The sequence below is a fragment of the Pseudomonas sp. 2FE genome, from assembly GCF_005503735.1.
GTDB lineage: Bacteria > Pseudomonadota > Gammaproteobacteria > Pseudomonadales > Pseudomonadaceae > Aquipseudomonas.
The window spans coordinates 33,205-48,634 of the sequence record NZ_SCMO01000004.1; the positions used below are offsets into that span (position 1 = coordinate 33,205).

A 15,430-nucleotide genomic window follows, 5' to 3' on the forward strand; every position below is an offset into this window, starting at 1 on the left:
TCCTATTTGGCAAAAAGGTTTTGCGCAGTAACGGTGTTCTGCCGGTCTGCGCCAGGCGCTAGTCTCGCGGCCAGACCAATAAAAACTAGAGGCAGCTCTGATGCAACGATTTATTCCAAGTCTGTTGGCCGCCGCGATGGCTTTTTCCTCGATGGAAGCCATAGCCGCCGCCGATCTGCTGCTGTTCAACGGCAAGGTGTTCACCGCCGAGCCCGGCCAACCACTGGCCCAAGCGGTGGCCGTGGAGAACGGCAAGATCCTCAAAGTCGGTAGCGATGCCGAGATCAAGGCCCTGGCCGATGCCGATACGCAACTGATCGATCTCGCCGGCAAGGTGCTGATGCCCGGCATGATCGACACCCACAGCCATCCGATAATGGCTGCGCTCGACAGCATGGGCTCCAACCTCTACGACGAGGTGAAGCCGCTGCCCGAGCTCGAACAATGGATACTCGCCGAGGATCAGGCCGGCCGCGCGCGCCGGGCCGACGTGGTCAGCATTGCCGGGGTCAGCTCGGCCTATTGGGAACAGAGCGAGGGGCTGGGCAAGATCTTCAATCGGGGCCGTTGGGCCAAGCAACCCGTGGTGCTGAACGGCATCGACGGCCATACCGGCTGGGCCAACAACGCCATGCTCAAGCGCCTGAAAATCGACGCGGCACTGGTCAAGAGCCTGTCAGAGAAAGAACGCGGCTATATCGGCCATGCCGCCGACTTCACCCCCACTGGTTATCTGGCCGAAAATGGCTGGGACCGGGTGCGTAGCCAGCTACCCGAACCCAGCGAAGCCGACATGCTCAACGCCGCCCGCGAGGCGGTGAAAGTCAACAACCAGTACGGCGTCACCGCCTGGATGGACGCTGCGGCCAACGCCGGCAACGGCGACTCGCTGTTCGAGCTGCGCCCCACCGAGCAGGATATCGGGGTGCTGCCGCTGTACCGCAAGCTCGCCGAGGACGGCGAACTCAAGGCCCACGTCGCCGCCCTGCTGATCGCCCATCCACAAAGCAAGCCGGCCGACTTGGCCGTGCTGGACAAGGTCATGCAGAAGTTTCAAGGCGTGCCGAACCTGACGCTCCCCGGCATCAAGATATTCGCCGACGGCGTCATGGAGTTTCCCGGACAGACCGCGGCGGTGATCGACCCGTTCAAAAACAGCCTCAAGCGCGGCGAACTGCTGATCGACCCGGCGAACTTCGGCGAGCTGGTGGTGGCGGCCGAGAAGCGCGACTGGATCATGCATATGCACGCGGTCGGCGACCGCGCGGTGCGCGAGTCGCTGAACGGCTTCGAGTATGCGCGCAAGCTCAATCCGACACCGATGGCCCACAGCATCAGCCACCTGCAACTGGTCAATCCCCAGGAGTTTGCGCGCTTCAAGCAACTCGGCGTGATTGCCTCCATGCAACTGCTCTGGGCCACCGCCGAGACCTACACCGAGGAGTTGGTCAAACCCTATATCAGCGCCTTCGCCTATCAGTACCAGTATCCGGCGCGCTCGCTGCACCAGGCCGGTGCGACCATTGCCGGTGCCAGCGACTGGCCGGTGTCCAGCCCCAACCCGTGGAACGCCATCGCCCAGGCCAGCACCCGCAAGGGCCCGCTCGGGGTGCTCAACAGCGCCGAGAGCATCGACCGCGAAAGCATGTTCTACGCCTACACCCGCAACGCGGCCAAGGCCCTGCGCCTGGAGCAGCAGATCGGCTCCCTGGCACCCGGCAAACAGGCCGACCTGATCGTCCTCGACCGCGATGTATTCAAGGTCAGCGACGCGGAACTGTTCGACACCCAGGTAGTGCAGACCTTCTTCGCCGGCCAGGCGGTGTACAGCGCCGAGCAGAGCAAGACTGTCGCGCAAGCGCAATAAACCCTTCCCCCGAGCAACATTGTCTGCCCCCGCCCAGCCGTAACGGTCCTGCTCCCCGTTGCCGCTGAGGCCGGGCGCAGCCTTAAGCGTCACCCTATAACAACAAGGAAATCCCCATGCACACAGTCAAAGCCATAACCCTGGCAGGTCTCACCCTGCTCACCTTGAGCACGGCACAGGCCGTCGAACTGAACGACCAGTTCGGCCTGGTCATCACCCCCAAGATTGTCAGCGATTACCGCTCCAGCGGCATCTCACAAACCCTGGGTGATCCGGCCGCCCAATTGGATCTCATGCTCACCCATGCCAGCGGCCTGTATGCCGGCGCCTGGACCACCAATGTCGACTTCGGCAAATTCATCGACGAAGAAGGCAACGATCACAGCTTCAACACCCGTCAGGAAGTCGACTACTACGCCGGCTACTACTGGCAGCTGACCGACGACATCAGCCTGGACACCATGTACGGCAAATACACCTACCCGGGTGAGAGCCAGTTCAACTCCAGCGACATCACCGCCACCCTGGATATGTATGGGGTGTTTCTCGGTGCCAAACACACGGTCGACACCGATGAAGACACCTTCACCAGCTTTATCGGCTACCACACCCAGTTGCCATTCGAGGTCGGCTTCGAAGCCCGCTTCGAAAATGTCGACTACAAGGACGAGGCATTCTTCAATCGCGACTTTAGCCACGCCGAGGAAGACTATAACAACTGGAGTCTCGGCCTGACTCGCGACCTGGTCGGGGTTACCTGGGGCCTGAGCTACGTCGACACCGACCTGTCGGACAGCGAATGCCTGAGTTTCTCCGGTTACGACGACCTGTGCAGCGCCACCCTGGTCGTCAGCGCCAGCAAGACCTTCTAACCGGCCGCCGCCCAACCACCGCCCGCTTCCTGCGCCATGCGCCGTCGAAATCGGCCAGCCCTCTGGCGCTGCGGGCTTGGCTCCGACTGCAGGCTCAACCAGCCACGGCTTGGTAACGCTGCCCCGAGCCGGCTGCCGGTGAGGCCTAGCCCGCCGCCGCAGGCGCGCAAGGCCGGCTGGAGTAGCGGCGCTCAATGCCCCCCAACAAAAACCAGAGCAGCAGCCCGTCTCTCAAGGAGAACTCAGTAATGAGCAAGGTCACCGCTAGCCCGCAACGCCCTCCGCTGATCGAACAACGCTCGATCGATTACATCCCCGAGGCCGAGCGCCATGGCAGCCTCTACAGCCAGTTCAGCCTTTGGCTCGGCGCCAACCTGCAGATCACCGCGATAGTCACAGGGGCCTTGGCCGTGGTGCTGGGCGGCGACGTGTTCTGGTCGCTGATCGGCTTGCTGGTCGGTCAGCTGTTCGGCGGCGCGGTGGTGGCCCTGCATGCCGCCCAGGGGCCCAAGCTCGGGCTGCCGCAGATGATCTCCAGCCGCGTGCAGTTCGGGGTCTACGGTGCGGCCATCCCGATTGTGCTGGTGTGCCTGATGTATCTCGGCTTCAGCGCCACCGGCGCGGTCTTGTCGGGACAGGCCATCGCCCAGTTGATCGAGGTCAGCGACAGCGCCGGCATCCTGATCTTCGCGGCCTGCATCGCGTTCCTGACCCTGTTCGGTTATCGGGTCATCCACCTGGTCGGCAAGGTCACCAGTGTGCTCGGCATCATTGCCTTCGCTTACCTGTTCACCCGCCTGCTGACGCTCAACGATATCGGCCTGCTGCTGGACAACCGCCACTTCGGCTGGAGTTCCTTCCTGCTGGCGGTGTCCCTCTCGGCGTCCTGGCAGATCGCCTTCGGCCCCTATGTGGCCGACTATTCGCGTTACCTGCCGAGCAAGACCTCGTCCTGGAAGACCTTCACCGCCGTCGGCCTCGGCACCGTGCTGGGCGCCCAGGCCTCGATGGTGCTGGGGGTGTTCGCGGCGGCGTTGGCGGGCGCGAATTTCCGCGGCCACGAGGTGGCCACCCTAGTCGGGCTGGGCAGCACCGGGGTGATGGCCGCCCTGCTGTATTTGAGCGTGGTGCTCGGCAAGGTCACGGTCTCCACCCTCAACGCCTATGGCAGCTTCATGTGCATGGCCACCGTCATCAGTGGCTTCCGCGGTCGCCTGCAGATCTCCGCCGTGCAGCGCATGCTGTTCGTGTTGGCGATTGTCGGCGCCTCCACCGCCCTCGCCCTGCTCGGCCAAAACTCGTTTCTGAGTGCATTCAAGTTCTTCATCCTGTTCCTGCTGACCTTCTTCACGCCCTGGAGCGCGATCAACCTGGTGGACTATTACTTCATCAACAAGGAGCGTTATGACGTGCAGGCGCTGTCGGACCCCGATGGCCGCTACGGCCGTTGGAACGTGATGGGGATCAGCGTGTATGTCACCGGCGTGTTGATTCAGCTGCCCTTCGTCGACACCCACTTCTACACCGGGCCGATGGTCGCGCAACTCGGCGGCATCGATATCTCCTGGATAGTCGGTCTGCTGGTACCGGGCATTCACTATTACCTGCTGGCCAGGACATCGGCCGTGGCTACGTCAGAACGCACCCAAGAGGTCTGAGTGCGACTCCGCCGGCATGGCTGTCACGTCATGGCCGGCGGGCATGGCTGGATCACCGAGGAGGCCACACAGGCCACTAGGTTCGCGCGCCGAACTACCGGGCGGGGATGCCCCGGAGGCCGCCGGCCTCGGCGGCGCCAGCAAAACCTCTTAAGTAGCACCCTCTAATAAGCGGCATGGGCCGGCGAGTTTGAAAGCGTTTTTCGGATTGCCTTAACCCCGCCAGCCGGCAACACTCTCGCCTCATTTGCAGGCCAGGAGATTGCCGTGAGACTCGCCGACTACGCCCGCTTATTGCTGCTCGCCGCCATCTGGGGCGCCAGCTTCCTGTTTATGCGGATCATAGTGCCGGTGCTCGGCGCCCTGCCGAGTGCTTTTTTCCGCGTCTCGCTGGCCGCCGTCGGCCTGGTGGTGATCCTCCTGGTGCTACGACTGAACTGGGATTTTCGCGGCAAGTTCAAGCAGTGTTTGCTGCTCGGCGTGATCAACTCGGGGATTCCCGCCGCCCTGTATTGCGCCGCCGCCCAGGTGCTGCCGGCCGGCTATTCGGCCATTTTCAATGCCACCACGCCGCTGATGGGCGTCATAATCGGCGCGCTGTTCTTCGCCGAAGGCTTGACCCCGAGCAAAGCCGGCGGCGTGCTGCTGGGACTGCTGGGCGTCGGTCTGCTGACCCGTACCGGGCCAGTCGCGTTCGATGCGCAACTGCTCTGGGGCGCCGCGGCCTGCCTGATCGCCACCGCCTGCTACGGCTTTGCCGGCTTTCTCACCCGCCGCTGGCTGGGCCCGGACGGCCTGGATAATCGTCTGGCCGCCTGCGGCAGCATGTTCGGAGCAACCCTGTGCCTACTGCCGCTGTTCGCCTATTCCACCATCAGCCAGCCACCGGCGAGTTGGGGCGGTAGCAGCGTCTGGCTGTCATTGGCCGGACTGGGCCTGGTCTGCACGGCCTATGCCTATGTGCTGTATTTCCGCTTGCTTAGTGATATCGGCCCGATCAAGGCGACCACCGTGACCTTTCTGATTCCACCCTTCGGGGTGTTCTGGGGCGTGCTGTTGCTCGACGAACAACTGTCCTGGGCCTACCTCTACGGCGGCGTATTGATCGGGTTGGCGCTATGGCTGGTCTTGAGGCCGGCGCCAGCGCCGGCGATGGCACAAGAGTCGGCGTAGGGCGGACATGCCGTTTTCGGCTTGTCCGCCGCAGAAGCTGGACAGGGCTTCGCTACCGGCTCCTCAAACCCCGCACAGCAAAAGGCCGCCAGCCGGCGGCCTCGAGCAAAGCAACCGGCCTAAGAACCTGTTCAAGATCGTCGCGAGCGCAGGTCAGGCAAGGCGAAAACAGGCGAGGACGCGGAGTTTACGAGTTGTAAATGAGCAGTCCGAGCCTGTTTTCAACGCAGCATGGCCAAGCGCAGCAGATATTGAACAGGTTCTTACTGCACCAACTCCTGCTCGCTAAACATATCGCTGAACAGCATGCTGGAGAGGTAGCGCTCGCCGGAGTCGGGCAGGATCACCACTATGGTCTTGCTCTGCATTTCCGGACGCTCGGCCAGGCGCACCGCTGCCGCCATCGCCGCGCCGCAGGAGATGCCACAGAGGATGCCTTCCTCGCGCATCAGCCGTAGCGCCATGGCCTTGGCCTCCTCGTCGCCGACCAGTTCGACCCGGTCGACCATCGACAGATCGAGGTTCTTCGGCACGAAACCGGCACCAATGCCCTGGATCTTGTGCGGGCTCGGCTTGATCTCTTCACCCGCCAGCGCCTGGGTGATGACCGGAGAGCCGATCGGCTCCACCGCCACCGAAAGAATCGGTTTGCCACAGGTTTTCTTGATATAGCGCGACACGCCGGTAAGGGTGCCACCGGTGCCGACACCGGAGACCAGCACATCAACGGCGCCGTCGGTGTCGCGCCAGATTTCCGGGCCGGTGGTCTTCTCGTGGATCGCCGGGTTGGCCGGGTTGTCGAACTGCTGCGGCAGGAAGTATTGGCTCGGGTCCGCAGCGGCGATTTCCGTGGCCTTGTCGATGGCACCCTTCATACCCTTGGCGGGATCGGTCAGTACCAGCTCGGCGCCTAGGGCTTTCAACACCTTACGCCGCTCCAAGCTCATGGACGCCGGCATGGTCAGCAGCAGCTGATAACCACGGGCGGCAGCGACGAAAGCCAAGCCAATGCCGGTATTTCCGGAGGTTGGCTCGACAATAGTCATGCCTGGCTTGAGCGCACCACGCTCCTCGGCGTCCCAGACCATGCTGGCGCCAATCCGGCATTTAACCGAATAGGCCGGGTTACGCCCCTCGATCTTGGCCAGGATAGTCACACCCTTGGGGCCTAGACGGTTGATAAACACCAAGGGCGTATTGCCAATGGACTGGGCGTTGTCTGCGTAGATACGGCTCATGGCGGTGTCCTTCTGCGTGGGCTGCCGGAAAAACTTCAAGCCTAAAACTACGCCGGGGGGGCGTCCAGTTCGCTCGCCGCCAATGAGTACACGACACGGTGACAGCCGCGGGCTGACTCGCCATTCAGTGACTGAATGGCCCGTCTGCGTTCACAGTCGCGTCTCCCGCGCGTTATAGTCGGCTTTTTTCAAATACTGAACCGCCGGGTTTTCTACCCAGGCGTTACCGTTCGAGGATTTTCCGATGAAGTTCGAAGGCACCCAGTCTTACGTCGCCACCGACGATCTCAAGCTTGCAGTCAACGCCTCCATCACCCTGGAGCGCCCGCTGCTGGTCAAGGGCGAGCCCGGTACCGGCAAGACCATGCTCGCCGAGCAGTTGGCGGAATCCTTCGGCGCCCGGCTGATCACCTGGCACATCAAATCCACCACCAAGGCCCACCAAGGCCTTTACGAGTACGACGCGGTCAGCCGCCTGCGCGACTCGCAGCTGGATTCCGACAAGGTTCACGACGTTCGCAACTACATCAAGAAGGGCAAGCTCTGGGAGGCCTTCGAGAGCGATGAGCGGGTGATTCTGCTGATCGACGAGATCGACAAGGCCGACATCGAGTTCCCCAACGACCTGCTGCAAGAACTCGACAAGATGGAGTTCTACGTTTACGAGACCAACGAGACGATCAAGGCGAAGAAACGCCCGATCATCATCATCACCTCGAACAACGAAAAAGAGCTGCCGGACGCCTTCCTGCGCCGCTGCTTCTTCCACTACATCGCCTTCCCGGACCGTACCACGCTGCAGAAGATCGTCGATGTGCATTACCCGGACATCAAGAAGGATCTGGTCAGCGAAGCCCTCGACGTGTTCTTCGATGTGCGCAAGGTGCCTGGCCTGAAGAAGAAGCCCTCCACCTCCGAACTGGTCGATTGGCTGAAACTGCTGATGGCCGACAACATCGGCGAAGCGGTATTGCGCGAACGCGATCCGACCAAGGCCATCCCGCCGCTGGCTGGCGCCCTGGTGAAGAATGAGCAGGACGTGCAACTGCTCGAGCGCCTGGCCTTTATGAGCCGCCGCGCCAGCCGCTGATTTTCTCCCCTCTCCCCTTCGGAGAGGAAATGTCATTCGCAAGACCCGTAGGGTGGATTAGCCGCAGCGCGGCGTAATCCACCACCGGCACCGCCAGGTGCCGCCTGCGGCGGCATTGGTGGATTACGCTGCGCTAATCCACCCTACGGAATATCCATTGGAGCATCGCCATGCTGCTCAACCTGTTCAACGAAATGCGCGCGGCCAAGGTGCCGGTCTCGGTGCGCGAGCTGCTCGACCTGATCAACGCGCTGAAACACAACATCGTGTTCGCCGATATGGACGAGTTCTACTTCCTCGCCCGCACCATCCTGGTCAAGGACGAGCGGCATTTCGACAAGTTCGACCGGGCCTTCGGCGCCTACTTCAAGGGCCTGGAAAACCTCAATCAGCACATCGAGGCACTGATCCCCGATGAATGGCTGCGCAAGGAGTTCGAGCGCCTGCTGACCGATGAGGAACGGGCGAACATCCAGTCCCTCGGCGGCCTGGACAAGCTGATCGAGGAGTTCAAGAAGCGCCTCGAAGAGCAAAAGGAACGCCACGAAGGCGGCAGCAAGTGGATCGGCACCGGCGGCACCAGCCCGTTCGGCTCCGGCGGTTTCAACCCGGAAGGCATCCGCGTCGGCGACGCCGGCAAGCGCCAGGGCCGGGCGGTCAAGGTCTGGGATCAGCGCGAGTACAAGAACCTCGACGATCAGGTCGAACTCGGCACGCGCAACATCAAGGTCGCCCTGCGCCGCCTGCGCAAGTTCGCCCGCCAGGGTGCGCAGGACGAGCTGGATCTGGATGGCACCATCGACTTCACCGCCCGCGATGGCGGCCTGCTGAACATCCAGATGCGCCCGGAACGCCGCAACAATGTGAAGCTGCTGATTCTGTTCGACATCGGCGGCTCGATGGATGCCCACGTCAAGGTCTGCGAGGAGCTGTTCTCGGCCTGCAAGACCGAGTTCAAACACTTGGAGTACTTCTACTTCCACAACTTCGTCTACGAGTCGGTGTGGAAGAACAACCTGCGGCGCACCTCCGAGCGCTTCTCCACCCAGGATCTGCTGCACAAGTACGGCGCCGATTACAAAGTGGTGTTCGTCGGCGATGCAGCCATGGCGCCTTATGAAATCACCCAGGCCGGCGGCAGCGTCGAGCATTGGAACGAGGAGCCGGGTTACGTCTGGATGCAGCGTTTCCGGGAGAAGTACAAGAAGCTCATCTGGATCAACCCCTACCCCAAGGACACCTGGAACTACACCGCCTCGACCAACATCGTCCGCGATCTATTGGAGGATCAGATGTACCCACTGAGCCTGCGCGGGCTGGAAGACGGGATGAAGTTTTTGTCCAAATGAACAACGGGCCCGCTGGGGCCCGTTTCGTTTAACCCTGGATATGCCTGTAACCCTGGATGGGCCTGCCGTAGGCTGGGTAGAACGCAGTGACAAAACGGCAGGAAAGCCGTTTTGCACAGCTTTAGCTGCCCGTAGGGTGAGGTGCATGGATGCACCTCATGAAACCCAGCCTACGTCCTACACAGTTAAACATCCCCCCTCCTCAGCTGCGCCCCTGGGCCACGCATTCGCCGCGCCGCCACAGGCTCCATTCGCCCGGCTGGTACAGGGTCCAGCGCTCGTTTTCGGTCAAGGGCTCGGTGGCCAGCAGCGTCACCACATCGTTTGGCGTGGTTTCCGCCTGAAAATCCACTATCACATCGACATCTTTCAAGCGCGCCGGGCCAAAAGGAGCACGGCGGGTAATCTGCGCCAACTTGCTCGAACAGAAGGCGAACAACCAATCGCCATCGCTCAGCAGGCAGTTGAACACCCCTTGAGTACGGTAGATGGCACAGGCACGGACCAACGCGGGCAACAGTTCTTCCACCGCGACCGGCTCGGGGAAGGCCGTGCGCACCTGGTTGAGCAGATCGCAAAAGGCCGCCTCACTATCGGTATCACCGACCGGCCGGTAGAAGCCCGGGGTCGGCTGAAAGTCCGCCAACTGGCCGTTATGGGCGAAGCACCAGTTGCGCCCCCACAACTCGCGAACGAACGGATGGGTATTGGCCAAGCAGACCTTGCCGACGTTGGCCTGGCGGATATGGCCGATCACCACCTCGCTCTTGATCGGGTAGCGCTGCACCAGCTTGGCCACTTCCGAGTCCACGCTCGCCGCCGGGTCCTGGAACAGCCGCAAGCCGCGGCCTTCGTAGAAGGCGATGCCCCAGCCATCGCGGTGCGGGCCGGTACCGCCGCCACGCTGCATCAGCCCGGTGAAGCTGAAGACGATATCGGTCGGCACATTGGCGCTCATGCCCAGCAATTCACACATGGCTCAGGATTCTCGCTTCAAGGCGTTACGCAATAATCCCGCTTCCGCATCCAGGCGGGCCTGCAGTGCCTGGCGGCCCACCGGCAGAAAACGGGTCAGCACGCGCCAGGCGCCGCCGAGCAGATCGCCCGAACGGCGCGGAATCAGATGCACATGCAGGTGCGGCACATGCTGGTTGGCCGCCGGGCCGTCATTGAGCAGGAGATTAATCCCCTCACTGCCGTAGCCCGAACCGCGCAACGCCCGGGTCATTCGCTCAGCCAAGGTCAGCAGATGCGCGCGGGCGGCAGCAGACAGATCGCTCAAATAAGGTGCGTGCTCGCGGCTGACGATCAGCACATGGGCCGGGCGCAAGGGGTAGATGTCGAGGATGACGAGAAAGTGCTCGTCCTCAAACAGCCGATGGGCCGGCAGCTGGCCGGCCGCGATGGCGCAGAACACACAGTCCATGGGCTTTCCTTAATCGCAGGTGGCCCATGCTGAACGGCTCGGCGGGTAGGTGCAAGGTTACAGCCGCGGCTCGATGCGAAAACGGCGGGCGCCACTCTGGTCTAAACGGGTCTCCACCTGCGCTGCGGGGTCGCGCGCCAGCACCTCGCGCAGGCTCGGCTCATCCTCGACGGCCGGCGCTGCCTGGGTATTACGCGCCTGCCACCAGCGCTCGAGCGGCCAACGCAGAGCAACAAACAACAGGTAGAGCGCAAAAGCGAGTAAGCCATACATCGCCAGATCCGCCACCGCCCGCCAGGCGTTGTTGCCCACCTTGAACAGCAAGTCCAGGGCCGTGATGGCGATGGCTGGAGCGAACAGCTCCTTGGTCGGATCGATGATGGTCGGGCTCAGCAACAACACCGCAACCAGCAGCCGCAGCGGCTCACGCAGGTAGCGCCACATCCAGCTGGTCAGGCGGAACCACACCAGCAGGCAGCCAAGCGCTGCGATTCCGTATGCGGCCCAGGCGAGCAGATAGTCGTTCTCGGTCATGAGTGTTCGTGGCGGGCCTGACAAAGGGGCGCTTATGATAACGGCTTTTCGCCGGCCCGGCGCGCTCGCTATCGGCCGCATCCGCTCTGGAGTTGCAACATGTCGCAAGCCCCCATCGCCCGAATAGAGAACGGCAACGACCCCTACCGCTGGCTGGAAAACCGCGACGCCGCGGAAGTACTCGAGCACCTCAAGGCGGAAAATGCCTATCTCGAAGCGGAACTGGCGGATCAGAGCGCACTGCGCGAGGCGTTGTTTCAGGAGATCAAAGGCCGCATCCGCGAGACCGATCTCTCGCTGCCCTCGCCCTGGGGGCCCTATCTGTATTACACCCGCACCACTGCCGGTGATGAATACCCACGGCATTACCGCTGCCCACGCCCGGCGGACGACTCACTGAGCGTGGACGAAAGCCGTGAAGAGTTGCTGCTCGATCCCAATGCCCTGGCCGCCGGCGGCTTTCTCTCCCTCGGCGCCTTCACTATCAGCCAGGATCACGCGCGCCTGGCCTACAGCCTGGATACCAGCGGCGACGAGATCTATCAGCTGTACGTCAAGGAGCTGGCCAGCGGCCAGATCAGCGCGCTGCCTTTCGAGGACTGCGACGGCAGCCTGACCTGGGCCAACGACAACCAGACGCTGTTCTTCGGCGAGCTGGATGACACCCACCGCCCGCACAAGCTCTACCGCCACACCTTGGGCAACGCGGGCGCCGAGCTGGTGTTCGACGAACCGGACGGGCGTTTCTTCCTCAATTGCTACCGCGCCAGCTCCGAGCGTCAACTGGTGCTGCTGCTGGGCAGCAAAACCACCAGCGAAGCCTGGGTGCTCGACGCCGACACGCCGCACGGCGACTTCACCTGCCTGGCCCCCCGTGAGGAAGGCCACGAGTACTACGTTGATCACGGCAAGGTTGACCACGGCCAGGTCGACCACGGCAAGCCCGATGGCGACTGGGCCTGGCTGATCCGCAGCAACCAGGCCGGCATCAACTTCGCCCTGTACCAGGCCCCCAGCGCCAGCACACCGAGCCGCGCCGACTGGCAAAACCTGATCCCCCATGACGCTGCAGTGATGCTGGAGGCCGTCAACCTGAACGCCAACGCCATCGTCCTCAGCCTGCGCGAAGGCGGCCTGCCGATCATCGAAGTTCACGCCCACGGCCAAGCGCCGGCGCGCGTGCAACTGCCGGACGCCGCCTACAGCCTGCATGTGCAAGACAGCCTGGAGTTCGACAGCCCGGTCATCCGCCTGCGCTACGAGGCGCTGAACCGTCCCGCGCAAGTACGCCAACTGCACCTGAGCAGCGGCGAACAAAAAGTCTTGAAAGAAACCCCGGTGGAAGGCCCGTTCGACGCCGACGCTTATGTCAGCCAACGCCTCTGGGCCACTGCGGCAGACGGCAGCCAGGTGCCCATCAGCCTGGTGGCCAAGCGCGAAGTCCTCGGCCAGCCCGCGCCGCTGTATCTGTACGGCTATGGCGCTTACGGCGAAAGCCTCGATCCCTGGTTCTCCCACGCCCGCCTGAGCCTGCTGGAGCGCGGTTTCGTCTTCGCCATCGCCCACGTACGCGGCGGCGGTGAACTGGGCGAAGCCTGGTATCGCGCCGGCAAGCTGGAACACAAAGCCAACAGCTTCGGCGACTTCATCGCCTGCGCCGAACACCTGATCGCCGCGGGTTATACCAGCCCGCAACAACTGGCCATCAGCGGCGGCAGCGCCGGCGGCCTGCTGATCGGCGCGGTGCTCAACCAACGCCCGGAGCTGTTCGCCGCGGCGATTGCCGAAGTGCCCTTCGTCGACGTGCTCAACACCATGCAGAACCCCGACCTGCCGCTGACCATCACCGAATACGACGAATGGGGCGACCCGCACGAACCCGAGGTGTACGAACGGCTCAAAAGCTACGCCCCCTACGAAAACGTCAGCGCCCAGCCCTACCCGGCCATCCTCGCCGTCGCCGGCTATAACGACAGCCGCGTGCAGTACTGGGAAGCCGCCAAATGGGTGGCGAAACTGCGCGCCAACAAGACCGACCACCACTTGCTGCTGCTCAAGACCGACCTAGGTGCCGGGCATGGCGGGATGAGTGGGCGCTATCAGGGCTTGAAGGAAGTGGCGCTGGAGTATGGTTTTCTGTTGAAGGTGTTGGGGCTAGCCTGAACCTAGCTCGAATGCAGCCATAGGCGTGATCCGGGGCTTCCTCGGATTGCATAGCCAACGCCATGCCATCCGGGCTACTCACCAAGTCGGCACCAGGAGAAGAAATCGAGTGCAGCGCTTACTCTTTATCTGTAGCCAGAATCGCCTGCGCAGCCCCACTGCGGAGCTGCTGTTCAGCATGGAACCGAGCCTGGAAACCCTGTCGGCCGGGATAAGCAACGAGGCGGAGAACCCCCTCACGCCCGAAGCGCTGGAATGGGCGGACCTGATCTTCGTGATGGAGCAAATCCATAAGCGCAAACTGACCCAGCGCTTTGCCCGCCACCTGAAGGGCAAGCGGGTGATCTGCCTGGATATTCCGGATGTCTACGCCTACATGGACCCGGAACTGATCAAACTGCTGCTGGCCAAGGTCAGCCCCTTTCTCAAATAACGCCGAGGGCTCACCGCAAGACCCTAACCCGCATTCGGCGCAATGCGCTGCACGCTCAGATCATCAAAAACCACATCAAGTCGGCTAGCTTCGATGGTATCGACACATTGTCAGGCGTAGCCGCGTACCTGAATAACCACAGTGCCAAGACAAGTCGAGGTGCTGAGTTCAGCCCCGATGACAGTCAGCAGACGGGTACAGCGACTGGGTATCGCCTTCCCTTGATCCTGCCGCTAAACAGACACAGGCAGACCGCAAGCTAGTAGCAGCCCAACTCACAATAGAAAGGGGGGGATAAATTTTGGGTACAAACACCGGGTACAACCCAGAACTGAAAAGCCCTGTAACTCATTGAATTACAGGGCTTTTTTAGATATGGCGGGGAAATAGGGATTCGAACCCTAGGTGCTATCGCTAACACAACGGATTTCGAATCCGTCCCGTTCGGCCACTCCGGCATCTCCCCAGCGGCGCGCATGATAACAGCTCAAAAGCCTTGGGCGAAGCCCCGGCGATAGAATTTTTCGCATGCTATCAGATGCTTGCGTGAACGATGTCGCAGCCACTCATCCCGGCAAGCTGCCACAACGAAAAAGAGAAGCCGAAGCTTCTCCTTTCATTTCACGCTCGTCAGGATTCAAGCTGTCAGCTTGGTCAAGGCTTCGCGGTACTTGTCGGCGGTTTTCTGCGCCACTTCAAGCGGCACAGCAGGGGCCGGCGGCTCTTTGTTCCAACCCGTAGACTCCAGCCAATCGCGCACGAACTGCTTATCGAAGCTCGGCGGGTTCTGCCCTTCGACATAACTCTCGGTCGGCCAGAAACGGCTGGAGTCCGGCGTCAACACTTCGTCCATCAGGGTCAGCGTGCCGTCTTCGTCCAGGCCGAATTCGAACTTGGTGTCAGCGATGATGATCCCGCGGGTGGCCGCATATTCGACCGCCGCGCTGTACAAGGCGATAGCGGTGTCACGCACCTTCGCCGCCAGTTCTTTACCGATGATCGCCTCGCACTGCTCGAACGCGATGTTCTCATCGTGATCGCCCACTGCCGCCTTGGTCGACGGGGTGAAGATCGGCTGCGGCAACTTGGAGGCTTCTTTCAGCCCGGCCGGCAGTTGAATACCACAGACCGTGCCGCTCTTTTGGTACTCCTTCCAACCCGAACCGGCGATGTAGCCGCGCACGATGGCTTCCACCGCAATCGGCTGCAAACGCTTGGCCACCACCGCACGCCCTTCCACCAAGGGCAATTCGGCAACAGACACCACGTCTTCAACCTTGTCGCCGGTGAAGTGGTTCGGCACCACGCCCGCGAGCTTGTCGAACCAGAAGTTGGAGATGGCGGTGAGGATCTTGCCCTTGTCCGGAATCGGCTCGGCGAGGATCACGTCGAACGCCGACAGGCGATCGGTGGCCACCATCAGCATGCGCTTGGCGTCAATTTCGTACAGGTCCCGAACTTTGCCGGAGTAGATTTTCTTCAGGCTCAAGGTGGAGGGAGTGGTCATGTCAGGGTTTCCGCCTTTATTAAACGAAACAGGCGAAACCGAGTGGGTTTCGCCTATCGGCTTCTTATAGAACTGCATTTAGGGCCTTGGCTCACGCCAGCGCAGCGCCGGCCCTGGCAG

General features: G+C 62.1%; 13 protein-coding genes and 1 tRNA gene. 8 read left to right on the forward strand and 6 right to left on the reverse strand.

Translation table 11 applies throughout. The annotated features are described in order from the left end of the window. The first annotated feature begins 100 nt into the window (after positions 1-100). The 4 genes from FFS12_RS09265 (at position 101) to FFS12_RS09280 (ending at position 5,570) form a co-directional block, all read left to right on the forward strand. Positions 101-1,867 (forward strand): amidohydrolase, encoded by a 1,767-nt coding sequence (locus FFS12_RS09265; protein WP_137886576.1) that lies wholly within the window; start codon positions 101-103, stop codon positions 1,865-1,867. Positions 1,868-1,983: 116 nt separating this feature from the next. Next, positions 1,984-2,739, forward strand: a complete 756-nt coding sequence (locus FFS12_RS09270; RefSeq protein ID WP_137886577.1) for a TorF family putative porin — start codon at positions 1,984-1,986, stop codon at positions 2,737-2,739. 248 nt (positions 2,740-2,987) lie between these two features. Next, on the forward strand, positions 2,988-4,397 hold the full coding sequence (locus FFS12_RS09275) for a cytosine permease (protein ID WP_137886578.1): 1,410 nt from the start codon (positions 2,988-2,990) through the stop codon (positions 4,395-4,397). 267 nt (positions 4,398-4,664) lie between these two features. Next, entirely contained in the window at positions 4,665-5,570 is a 906-nt protein-coding gene (locus tag FFS12_RS09280) for a DMT family transporter (protein ID WP_137886579.1), read from the forward strand. A 263-nt stretch (positions 5,571-5,833) separates the two neighbouring features. Here the strand turns inward: FFS12_RS09280 and cysK are convergent, their stop codons facing one another. Next, positions 5,834-6,808: a cysteine synthase A gene (gene cysK, locus FFS12_RS09285; RefSeq protein WP_137886580.1), complete on the reverse strand. Its 975-nt coding sequence runs from the start codon at positions 6,806-6,808 to the stop codon at positions 5,834-5,836. Between the two features lie 244 nt (positions 6,809-7,052). Between cysK and FFS12_RS09290 the strand changes: the two genes are divergently transcribed. Then, positions 7,053-7,898: a MoxR family ATPase gene (locus FFS12_RS09290; protein ID WP_137886581.1), complete on the forward strand. Its 846-nt coding sequence runs from the start codon at positions 7,053-7,055 to the stop codon at positions 7,896-7,898. A gap of 170 nt (positions 7,899-8,068) precedes the next feature. After that, the gene (locus FFS12_RS09295; RefSeq protein ID WP_137886582.1) at positions 8,069-9,247 is read left to right on the forward strand and encodes a VWA domain-containing protein; all 1,179 of its coding nucleotides are present in this window, start codon (positions 8,069-8,071) and stop codon (positions 9,245-9,247) included. Between the two features lie 202 nt (positions 9,248-9,449). Here FFS12_RS09295 and FFS12_RS09300 read toward each other — a convergent pair whose 3' ends face one another. From FFS12_RS09300 to FFS12_RS09310, 3 genes are read right to left on the reverse strand one after another with little or no spacing between them, the layout of a single operon-like run. Then, complete coding sequence (locus tag FFS12_RS09300) at positions 9,450-10,223, reverse strand: class II glutamine amidotransferase (RefSeq protein WP_137886583.1); 774 nt, start codon at positions 10,221-10,223, stop codon at positions 9,450-9,452. Positions 10,224-10,226: 3 nt separating this feature from the next. Next, positions 10,227-10,673, reverse strand: a complete 447-nt coding sequence (locus FFS12_RS09305; RefSeq protein WP_137886584.1) for an HIT family protein — start codon at positions 10,671-10,673, stop codon at positions 10,227-10,229. Positions 10,674-10,730: 57 nt separating this feature from the next. Continuing rightward, entirely contained in the window at positions 10,731-11,207 is a 477-nt protein-coding gene (locus tag FFS12_RS09310; RefSeq protein ID WP_137886585.1) for an MFS transporter, read from the reverse strand. 99 nt (positions 11,208-11,306) lie between these two features. Between FFS12_RS09310 and FFS12_RS09315 the strand changes: the two genes are divergently transcribed. Both FFS12_RS09315 and FFS12_RS09320 read left to right on the forward strand, forming a co-directional pair. After that, complete coding sequence (locus tag FFS12_RS09315; RefSeq protein WP_137886586.1) at positions 11,307-13,370, forward strand: S9 family peptidase; 2,064 nt, start codon at positions 11,307-11,309, stop codon at positions 13,368-13,370. A gap of 109 nt (positions 13,371-13,479) precedes the next feature. Beyond that, positions 13,480-13,803 carry a low molecular weight protein tyrosine phosphatase family protein gene (locus FFS12_RS09320; protein ID WP_137820254.1) on the forward strand — a complete coding sequence of 108 codons (324 nt, stop codon included), beginning with the start codon at positions 13,480-13,482 and terminating at the stop codon, positions 13,801-13,803. A 376-nt stretch (positions 13,804-14,179) separates the two neighbouring features. On the opposite strand, the gene FFS12_RS09325 is transcribed toward FFS12_RS09320, so the two are convergent. Further along, a tRNA-Ser gene (locus FFS12_RS09325) sits at positions 14,180-14,269 on the reverse strand. Positions 14,270-14,440: 171 nt separating this feature from the next. Beyond that, the gene (locus FFS12_RS09330) at positions 14,441-15,310 is read right to left on the reverse strand and encodes a phosphoribosylaminoimidazolesuccinocarboxamide synthase (RefSeq protein WP_137886587.1); all 870 of its coding nucleotides are present in this window, start codon (positions 15,308-15,310) and stop codon (positions 14,441-14,443) included. Positions 15,311-15,430 lie beyond the last annotated feature (120 nt).